The organism is Paenibacillus sp. sg306046 (assembly GCF_059821225.1).
Map to the genome: position 1 here is coordinate 74,337 of NZ_JCAMRT010000023.1, position 9,823 is coordinate 84,159.

The following is a 9,823-nucleotide window of genomic DNA, read 5'->3' on the forward strand; positions in this document are numbered from 1 at the left end:
GCGGAAGACTTTTTATTGAGCGCGAGGAGGATTTTTGCATGTACAACAATTCGATGTCGAATAACTTCCAGAACCAGGCTTCCTTTGTCAATTCCCAATATCGCGGGATGGACACAAGATATCAGCCGATCGGTTATGTGCAATCGCAGTATAACCAGTCGCTCCAGCCGAGCGCCCCTGCTTCATTTATACCGATGGCGAATCAAATGAATCAGCAAGCGCAAAACTTCTCCCAAGCTCAATCGTTCCAAAGCCCGCAATCTTTCCACACGGCGAACTATCGTGGCGACCAGCCGGGCCATGACGCTTACTTGCGTTCCGATTCCAGCCAACCGGCCCAAAGCCAATACGGGACAGGCATCTCTAATTACGCGAGCAGTCATGCGTACCAGGCTTCCTCCGGCATCGGTTTTCAAAACCAGGCAGTGACGGCCAATCAGCCGTATACAGCGTCGTACCCGAGCGTTCAATCGTACCACACGGCGAGCTACCGTGGCGATCAGCCGGGCCATGACGCTTATCTGCGTTCGGATTCCACGCAACCGGCTCAAAGCCAGGCCCAAATCGGCTCGTATGGAAGCTATATCCCACAATCCTACCAAGCGAGCTACAGCCAGCAACAAAGCTTCACGCCATCGTACACGCAAGCGCAAAGCCAATATCAAAGCCCGCAAGCGTATCATACGGCGAGCTATCGCGGCAACCAGCCGGGTCATGACGCTTACCTTCGTTCGGACTCGACACAGCCGGCCCAAAGTCAATTCGGGGCGGGTTACGCGAACAAATATCAGTTCTAGCAGCGGTTTGAACCGACAGCAGAAGCGAGCCGAGAGGCTCGCTTTTGCCCATTCTCAGGCGCGCATTCCAGCCCCATACCTTTCGTTGACAAAATGTTAGTTAACGCTTACCATCGTAAGAGTGTGGAGGGAAGTCCTCACGGAAAGGAGGTTCCGGCACTATTGAACTGGATGGGAAACTTGCAGCAGTTGGGTAGATCGTTGATGCTGCCGACCATCACGCTGCCGATTGCAGCGCTTATGCTCCGCCTTGGCACATTGCCGTGGGAACAGATTCACATGGCCCGGGTCGGGGAGCTATTTTTGGAATTCGGCACCATTATTTTTACATATTTGCCGCTTATTTTTGCGGTCGGCGTTGCGCTGGGACTTACGGAAAGCGCCGGAATGGCGGGCATGTCAGCTCTAATAGGCCATTTTATGTTTGCGCAGGCCCTGCAGCGTTACCTGGGAGATTCCTTTCAGCTTGGCATTCCCGGAGGCATTCTCGTTGGCTTGATTGCAGCTGTGATCTATCACCGGGTCAAACATATTCAGCTGCCCGAGGCCATACAATTTTTTGGAGGGCCCCGGCTGGTGCCGCTGTTTATGGGACCGGCGATGTTTGTGCTGGTGCTGATTACGATCCAGCTCGGACCGCTGATGAATACCGGGATGCAGAAGCTGACGGATATGCTGCTCAGCCTGGGGGGATTCGGTACATTTTTGTATGGCATTATCCACAGGCTGCTTGTACCGTCCGGGCTTCATCACGTGTTTAATAATTTTTTCTGGTTCCAGCTCGGCAGCTATGATCATGCAGGGCAGCCGGTGTTCGGCGATTTGCCGCGTTATTTTGCCGGCGATCCGACCGCGGGCATTTATATGGCGGGCCTGTATCCGATTATGATGTTTGCGCTTCCTGCGATTGCACTGGCGATTATTCAGGAAGCCCGGGAGGACTTGAAGCCCAAAATCCGGGCGACCTTTTTGACGGCCGCATTCGCGTGTTTTTTGACCGGGGTGACTGAGCCGATTGAATTTGCGTTTCTGTTTGTCGCCCCGTACCTGTTTTTCATTCATGCGATTTTGTCCGGCTTATCCATGTGGATTGCGTATCAGCTGGATATTCATCACGGCTTTTCGTATTCAGCGGGGGCCATTGATTACTTGATCAATCTGCATCTGTCCACCAATGGCTGGCTGCTCATTCCGGTCGGGCTCGGGTTTGGACTCGTTTATTATGTGCTGTTCCGCTGGGCGATCCGCACGTTCCGCTTGCCAACGCCGGGCCGTGAGGAAGGCTCGCAGCTGGAGGAATGGGCGGGCGATATTCCGTACCGTTCGCCGCTGATTCTTGAGGCGCTGGGCGGCAAAAACAACCTGAAAAGCCTGGAGGCCTGCATCACCCGGCTGCGCATTACGCTGGAGAACGACAAGCTGATGGATACGACCGCGCTTCGCCACCTGGGGGCGGCCGGCGTCATTTCGCTGGGCGGCGGCAATGTTCAGGTTGTATTCGGAACGTATTCGGAGCTGATCCGCGAGGAAATCAACAAGGTGCTGCGCAAAGATATTCGCCAGGTGTTGTTTAACGCGCCGATGCAGGGGCGGATGATTGCGCTGGAGGATGTGCCGGACAAAATTTTTGCCGGTAAAATTGTGGGCAACGGCGTTGCGTTTATTCCCGACAAAGGCGAGCTGGTTGCGCCGATTGCGGGCCGGATTATTCATCTATATCCGACGCTGCATGCGCTTGGCATTGAGACGGCCGATGGGCTGCAGGTGCTGCTGCATATCGGGATTGACACGGCCCAACTGCAAGGTAAATATTTTACGGCATATGTGAAGGAAGGCGATGAGGTGGAGGCGGGACAACTGCTCGTCCGCTTTAACCTGCAGAAGGTCAAGCAGGGCTCCAAGTCGCTTGCGACGCCGATGCTGATTACCAATGCGGATGCCGTGAAGTCCTGGAGCTTTGCTCCTTATAAAGCGGTGAAGAAAGGCCAGGCATCGGTGATGTCGGTCGTGCTTAAAGATACCGCTACATCAGGCACAGGGGGGGGGAACGTTTTTGGCTAGGGGGATCGGGGCTTCATCCGGAATTGCGATGGGCAGGGCTTTCGTTATTCCGACCTGGGAGTGGGACTTTCCGGACAAACTGATAGATGTTGCGGATTTGGCTTATGAATTTGAACGTCTGTATGATGGCATACGCTGCTCCAAAAACGAAATCGAACAGATCAAGCAGGAATTCGTCAGCGTGCTCGGCGAGGAGCAGACGCAAATTTTCGATGCGCATCTGGCGATCCTGGAAGATCCTGTGTTTATGAATGAAGTGCAAGGCATCATGCAGCGGCAGTATAAGGCGGCGGAAGTGGCGGTCAAGGAAACGATCGAGAAATTTGTCAATATGTTCGACCTGCTGGATGACGGCTACATGAAGGAACGCGCGCTGGACATCAAGGATGTCGGCAACCGGCTGCTCAAGCATTTGCTGGGCGCGCTGGAAGAGACGCTGCCGCCCAAGGATCAGCCGTACATCCTGGTGGCCAAGGAGCTGATCCCGTCGCAAATGGTTCATCTGGACGTTACCCAGACGCTCGGTCTGGTGACGATGATGGGCGGAAAAACGTCGCATGTGGCGATTATGGCCCGCGCGATGGGCGTGCCTTATGTGCTGGGCGTTGAAGGGAAGCTGCAGGAGCCGATTCAGAGCGGCGATTTCCTCATTATCGACGGCGATGAGGGGCTTGTGTACGTAAACCCGTCCGAGCAGGAAATCGAACGTTACCAGCGGCTGCGCGAGATGTGGAAGCAGCATCAGGAGCGGCTGCTCCAGCTCGCCGGGCTTCCTTCGCAAACCCGCGATGGCGTGGAGATGCATCTGGCTGCCAATATCAGCTCGATCAAGGAGCTGGAACAGGCGATCTGGAAAGGGGCGTCCGGGGTCGGCTTATTCCGCACGGAGTTTCTGTATATGAATCGCAGCACGTTTCCGGGAGAAGACGAGCAATTCGAGGTGTATCGGGAAGCGGTCAGGCATCTGGCAGGCAAGCCGCTTGTTATCCGTACGCTGGATGTGGGTGGAGACAAGCATCTGGATTATCTGGAGCTGCCCGAGGAGGAAAATCCTTCGCTTGGCTACCGGGCCATCCGCGTGCTGCTCGACCGGGTTGATCTGTTCAAGACACAGCTGCGCGCTATTCTGCGCGCCAGCCACTATGGATGCATCAAGATTATGTATCCGATGATCTCGTCGCTGGAGGAGCTGCGCCGGGCCAATGAGGTGCTGCATGAGGTGAAGGCGGAGTTGAAGGCCGCAGGCATCCCCTTTAGCCCCAACCTGCCTGTCGGCATTATGATTGAGCTGCCTGCCGCGGTGATGATTGCCGAGCTGCTGGCGCAGCAGGTTGACTTTTTTAGCATCGGGACCAATGATCTCGTCCAGTATGTGCTTGCGGTTGACCGGATGAACGAGCAGGTCGCCCATCTGTACGACCCGTTCCATCCTGCTGTCATCCGGATGCTGAAAATGACGGCGGAAAGCGCCAGAGCACACGGCATTCATGTCAGTGTGTGCGGGGAGCTGGCGGGCGACGTGCGCGCGCTGCCGTTATGGATGTCGCTGGGCATCAAGGAGCTGAGCATGTCCGTGTCCTCCATTTTACGGATGAAAAACAGCTTGATCCAAAGCTGCTACAGCGATGCCGAGCATCTATGGCAGGAGCTGGCGGTCTGTCCGGGCAGCTCGGAGGTGCTGCAGGTGCTGGGACGTTACTGGGAGACGGAGCTGGCTTCCGCTGACCGTCTGGAGCCTGACGCAGGGCCTGACCATTCCGCCTCTGAATCTTCCTCCGCCAGCGGCTGTCCGTAGCCGGAAGCGGCCTTGCAGCCGCTGGCGGAAGACAAGAGACATACCTATTAAGAAAGGACGTTAGCAAATGGAATTAACAGGCTACAAAGTGCTTGCTTTTGTTGATGAAGAATTTGAAGATTTGGAAATGTGGTACCCGGTTATGCGATTGCGCGAGGCCGGAGCGGAAGTTCATCTGGCTGGACCGGAGTCCGGCCGCGTATATCATGGCAAATACGGCGTTCCGCTGACTACGGATCATGCGCTCGACGAGGTTCGCTCCGAAGACTATATCGGCTTGTATGTGCCGGGCGGCTGGGCTCCGGACAAGCTCCGGCGTTATGCGTCCGTCTTGCGTCTGACACGCGAGTTTCATGAGGCGGAGAAGCCGATCGCCCATATTTGCCATGCAGGCTGGGTGCTTGCTTCCGCGAAAATTTGCCAGGGCTACACGATGACTTCTACGCCCGGGATCAAGGATGACCTGGAAAATGCCGGAGCGACCTGGGTGGATGCCGAGGTTGTAGTCGACCGTCATATCGTCTCGGGCCGCAGACCGCCGGACCTGCCTGCGTTCAGCAAAGCTTTTGTTGATGTGCTGGCCAAGTCGGCGCTGAAATAGGAGCCTCTATGAGTCGTAGCTTACGATGGCTGCCTTCCATCGGTTGGATGGCAATCATTTTTTATTCGTCATCGCGCACGGGGGACGACCTCGGCGGCTGGCTGGACCAGATTCGCGAATGGCTTCCGTGGATGGAAGGGTTTGATTGGGGGCATTTCGTTTCCTACTTTGTGCTTGCGCTTACGTTTCTTTGGGGCATCAGACCTGAGCGGGCGACATGGGCCATCAAAGGGCTCGTCGTAGGGCTGTGTGTGCTGTATGGCGTGACGGACGAATACCACCAGTCATTTGTGCCCGGCAGAACACCGGATGTGGCCGATTTGCGCAATGACGGAATCGGTGCGCTGCTGGCGATGCTCGTCGTGTCGATTCCCCGCCTGTCTGCCTATTTCGAACGCGGTCATAAACGCTGATTAACCGCTGCAGCTTGTGCGACCTATCCTATATTTGCTAAGCCTTTGGCGGCAGGAGAAGCGCTTCTGAAGTCGAATACTTGTATCATCAGGCAAAGTGTAAGCCGTAAGTTTGGTGTGCCGCCAAAAGGAGTGGTATCGTTGCAGAAGCAGTGCAAATGCGGGGAAGCTATGGTGATTCGTCTCCGCACCGTGATTTATCAGAATAAGGTAGAGATCGAAAATGTGCCGGTGTTTTCCTGTGAGTCATGCAGCCGGAGCGAGGTATTTCCGGAGGTGAAGCCTCAACTGACCGCGCTCATCGACACATTGGGCGGGAAGCCGGAAAAGCAGCAGCTTTCATTTGACGACGTGAGCGAGATCGCCCATCTGATGATGAAGGCGACGGACAAGTCGCGGGCTGCGGACGCGGTGGAAGTCATTATTGAGGAACGCGTGAACGAACTGCTTGATTTATTGCTGCTGGCGCAGTCGCTGCACGACGGGCCGTGGACCGAGGAGCTGCGCAAGCGGCTGGCGCAAATCGCCAAACATTCGCTCAGCGTACAGGATTTGTAGCAGCCAACTGCCTTGCAGTTGGCTTTTTTTTCATTATTTGATACTATAACTACAGGCAGCCCCCCGATTCATTGCGAAAGCACGCTTTTTGTCGTATGATAAGGCTAATCGACCTGATCGCACTATACTTTATTAAGCAATGGAGAGAATGGCCGTGACTGTGACAATTTATGATGTAGCCAGAGAAGCAGGCGTTTCCATGGCAACCGTCTCGCGGGTTGTCAACAATAATCCGAACGTAAAGCCTCAAACCCGCAAGAAAGTGTTCGAAGCGATCGAACGTCTCGGCTACCGTCCGAATGCGGTTGCCCGCGGTTTGGCTAGCAAGAAAACGACAACCGTCGGCGTTGTAATTCCTGACATTTCGAACTCTATTTTTTCTGAAGTTGCAAGAGGTATTGAAGATATTGCTAACATGTACCATTATAATATCATTCTTTGCAATGCCGACAAGCGGAAGGAAAAAGAAATTCGTGTCATCAACACGCTGCTGGAGAAACAGGTGGATGGCTTGCTGTTTATGGGCGGAGCCATTACGGACGAGCATGTGCAAGCGTTCAAGACATCTTCGGTGCCGGTTGTGCTTTGCGCAACAGCTGATGAGCAGCGCAGTATCCCGTCTGTTGATATTGACCACGAGCAGGCGGCTTATGATGCGGTCACGTATTTGATCGAACAGGGCCATCGCGACATCGCGATGATTTCCGGACATTTGCAGGACCCTGCCAATGGCTATGCGCGTTACCAGGGCTATAAGAAGGCGCTTGAAGCGGCCGGAATTGCGGTGCGTGATGATTACGTCCGTGTCGGCAACTATCGTTATGAGTCCGGTTTGGATGTAACAAAATATTTCCTGACGCTTGACCCTCGCCCGACGGCTATTTTTGCGGCTACGGATGAGATGGCGATCGGAGCGATTCATACGCTTCAGGATCATCATATCAAGGTGCCGGAGGAAGTGTCTGTGATCAGCGTGGACAACATCCGGATGGCTTCTATGGTGCGCCCGCAGCTTACAACCGTTGCACAGCCGATGTATGATATTGGCGCTGTGGCCATGCGGTTGCTGACAAAGCTGATGAATAAGGAAACGAAGGATGCCTCCGAGCATACCCAGGTAATTTTGCCGCATGAGGTCATTCATAGAAATTCGGTGGCTCACCGTTGATGTGGGCCTTTTCTTTTTATATGGAAGGAGGCTGGCGTATATGACCTTTGCCAAAGTAGGCATCATGGGTGCGATGAAGGAAGAAATCGAGAAATTCCACGCTCATCTTGTGGATGCGACGGAAACCGTCAAAGCCGGGATTACGTTCATCGAAGGACGTTTTCACGGACAAGACATCGTGCTGTGCCGATCAGGCGTAGGCAAGGTCAACGCGGCCGTAACGACACAAGTGCTGGCAGACACGTTTGGTGTGAAGGCGATCATCTTTACAGGCGTGGCGGGCGCGGTGGACCCGCGGCTTGACGTCGGCGATCTTGTCGTGTCAACGGAATGCCTCCAGCACGATATGGATGTAACGGCACTCGGCTTCCCGCGGGGAACGATTCCTTATCAAGCTAGGTCTTTGTTCGCGGCGGATGAAGGCTTGCGTACGCTGGCAGCGAGGGTAAGCCAGAAGCTGTTTGAGGGACGGGTTGTCGAAGGACGTGTGCTGTCCGGAGATCAGTTTATTGCCAGCCGTGAAACGGTTGCTATGCTGCATACCGAGCTTCAGGGAGCGTGTGTGGAAATGGAAGGAGCGGCCGTTGCGCAGGTTTGCGCGATGAACGACATACCGTTTGTTGTCATTCGCTCGATGTCTGACAAGGCAGACGGATCAGCGCATATCAACTTTGCCGAATTTACACGACTGGCTTCCGAGCATTCCTTTCAGATCGTGGAAGCGATGCTGCAGCAGCTTTCGAAACAGGCGCAGGCCTAGCTTTTCAAGTTTCTCGTTTGGCTGCTGCATGTAAATTGACGGTTCCAATAATTGCTCGGTTTGATGTGCACCCCGGAATGGATATTGGTATAAACCCCTGGTGTATCTGATGAAATTTCAGGGGTGCATGTTAAGTTGTATCATGTTGAACAAATGATCGCTGTCACGGTACCATCATCCTGTCGTGTGATTTGTCAGTGAATGCTTGCTCTTCTTTTGTAAGCGCTAACAATTGTAGACTTGAGCTCCAGCTGCCGCAAAGGGCCGATGGTCGCTTGGGGAATTTCATCAGGAGGTGCGGAAAAATGACGTACGCAAAGGTAGAACTGCTGAAGGAGCAATATAGGGCGGAGGCAAAGTGGTATAGCGTCCGCTGGCATTATATCGAAAGCTGCATCATGAAGGCGTATCTTGACAGCTATGACCAGACAGGCGATGAACGCGAATATGACTTCGTCAAGCGTTTTGTGGACGGATTGTATAATGAAGAAGGAACGATTGCCCAGATTGATCCAAGCTACTACAATATCGACCAACTGCCCATGGCATGTATTGTAATGAGGCTGTTCGAGAAAAGCGGGGACCTGAAATACAAGCAGACCGCCGACTTGCTCTACGGGCAGTTGGCAACGTACCCGCGGACAGCAACGGGCGCTTTCTGGCATAAATCCAACTATCCGTATCAAGTGTGGCTGGATGGCTTGTATATGGGGCAGCCGTTTTATGTCCGCTATGTCAAGCAGTTTGCTCCGGTCAAAGATTACAGCGACATGCTTAACCAGTTCCGCAACGCCCGCTTACATATTTATCATGAGCAAAAACAGCTGTACAGCCATGCTTATGATGAGAGCCGCGCTATTTTCTGGAGTGACCCGGTAACCGGCCAGTCGCCAAATGTGTGGGGACGCGCCGTTGGCTGGCTGGCGATGGCGCTTGTCGATGTGCTGGAGCTGCTGGAGGGAGAGCCCGTCGAAGCGGAGCTTCTGAAAGGGGATCTCCGGGAACTGACCGACGATATGCTGCGGCATCAGCATGAAAGCGGCATGTGGTACCAGGTCGTGGACGCGGGTGACAGGCCGCATAACTATCTGGAAACAAGTGGAACACTGATGATGGCATATGCGATCTTGAAGGCTGTGCGTCTTGGATATTTACCGCTATCCTATAGAGCGGCCGGGAAAAGAGCGTTTGAGGGCACGCTGGAGCGTTATTTGAATGAAACGGACGGAGAGGAGCGGCTGGGCGGAATTTGCCGAAGTGCAGGTCTCGGGACGAATCCGGAAACGGGCGTCGTACGCGACGGCAGCTTCGAATATTACACGACGAGAGAAGTGATCGTTGAAAACAACGGTCATGGCGTTGCGCCTCTGCTGATGGCCTTTAATGAAATCAAACGTCTTCGCACTGAGTAGCTGATACGGACCGCGCATGACAAATCGCTCACTCCGACAGGAAGTTCGCTCCCGCTGGCTTGCAGGGACAGAACGTCCTCTTGCTTTGAAGCGGCCTGCGCGGCTTGCTTGGTGTACAATTTGTCGCTTGCAAAACCAAATCAGATATGGTACATTACAACTCGGCCGTTCGAGAGAACAGCGCCGGCAACCATTTATAGAAGCTTCTGCACCAGCGGGCAAGCCCCTGGGATGGAAGAAAAAAAGAGGGTTGCAAAA

Annotated in this window: 9 protein-coding genes; all 9 read left to right on the top strand. The window is 54.1% G+C overall.

Annotated features, from left to right (window positions below; translation table 11 throughout):
- The first annotated feature begins 38 nt into the window (after positions 1 to 38).
- The gene (locus tag AC6ROY_RS20765; protein ID WP_500102512.1) at positions 39 to 797 is read left to right on the top strand and encodes a hypothetical protein; all 759 of its coding nucleotides are present in this window, start codon (positions 39 to 41) and stop codon (positions 795 to 797) included.
- Between the two features lie 162 nt (positions 798 to 959).
- On the top strand, positions 960 to 2,858 hold the full coding sequence (locus AC6ROY_RS20770; protein ID WP_500102513.1) for a glucose PTS transporter subunit IIA: 1,899 nt from the start codon (positions 960 to 962) through the stop codon (positions 2,856 to 2,858).
- Positions 2,851 to 4,653 carry a phosphoenolpyruvate--protein phosphotransferase gene (gene ptsP / locus AC6ROY_RS20775; protein ID WP_500102514.1) on the top strand — a complete coding sequence of 601 codons (1,803 nt, stop codon included), beginning with the start codon at positions 2,851 to 2,853 and terminating at the stop codon, positions 4,651 to 4,653. Before AC6ROY_RS20770 ends, ptsP begins: the two co-directional genes overlap by 8 nt.
- Before the next feature lie 67 nt (positions 4,654 to 4,720).
- Entirely contained in the window at positions 4,721 to 5,254 is a 534-nt protein-coding gene (locus AC6ROY_RS20780; protein ID WP_500102515.1) for a type 1 glutamine amidotransferase domain-containing protein, read from the top strand.
- 8 nt (positions 5,255 to 5,262) lie between these two features.
- Positions 5,263 to 5,667, top strand: coding sequence for a VanZ family protein (locus tag AC6ROY_RS20785; RefSeq protein WP_500102516.1), 405 nt, complete (start codon positions 5,263 to 5,265; stop codon positions 5,665 to 5,667).
- Between the two features lie 141 nt (positions 5,668 to 5,808).
- Entirely contained in the window at positions 5,809 to 6,225 is a 417-nt protein-coding gene (locus tag AC6ROY_RS20790) for a hypothetical protein (protein ID WP_500102517.1), read from the top strand.
- Positions 6,226 to 6,379: 154 nt separating this feature from the next.
- Positions 6,380 to 7,393, top strand: a complete 1,014-nt coding sequence (ccpA, locus tag AC6ROY_RS20795; RefSeq protein ID WP_500102518.1) for a catabolite control protein A — start codon at positions 6,380 to 6,382, stop codon at positions 7,391 to 7,393.
- A gap of 40 nt (positions 7,394 to 7,433) precedes the next feature.
- Positions 7,434 to 8,153, top strand: a complete 720-nt coding sequence (locus tag AC6ROY_RS20800) for a 5'-methylthioadenosine/adenosylhomocysteine nucleosidase (protein WP_500102519.1) — start codon at positions 7,434 to 7,436, stop codon at positions 8,151 to 8,153.
- A gap of 305 nt (positions 8,154 to 8,458) precedes the next feature.
- Positions 8,459 to 9,565 (top strand): glycoside hydrolase family 88/105 protein, encoded by a 1,107-nt coding sequence (locus AC6ROY_RS20805; RefSeq protein ID WP_500102520.1) that lies wholly within the window; start codon positions 8,459 to 8,461, stop codon positions 9,563 to 9,565.
- Positions 9,566 to 9,823 lie beyond the last annotated feature (258 nt).

Excerpts from the sequence above, each read along its gene's own strand:
- AC6ROY_RS20785 (WP_500102516.1), top strand. The coding sequence starts at position 5,263 with ATGAGTCGTAGCTTACGATGGCTGCCTTCCATCGGTTGGATGGCAATC.
- AC6ROY_RS20765 (WP_500102512.1), top strand. The coding sequence starts at position 39 with ATGTACAACAATTCGATGTCGAATAACTTCCAGAACCAGGCTTCCTTT.
- AC6ROY_RS20805 (WP_500102520.1), top strand. The coding sequence starts at position 8,459 with ATGACGTACGCAAAGGTAGAACTGCTGAAGGAGCAATATAGGGCGGAG.
- AC6ROY_RS20780 (WP_500102515.1), top strand. The coding sequence starts at position 4,721 with ATGGAATTAACAGGCTACAAAGTGCTTGCTTTTGTTGATGAAGAATTT.
- AC6ROY_RS20800 (WP_500102519.1), top strand. The coding sequence starts at position 7,434 with ATGACCTTTGCCAAAGTAGGCATCATGGGTGCGATGAAGGAAGAAATC.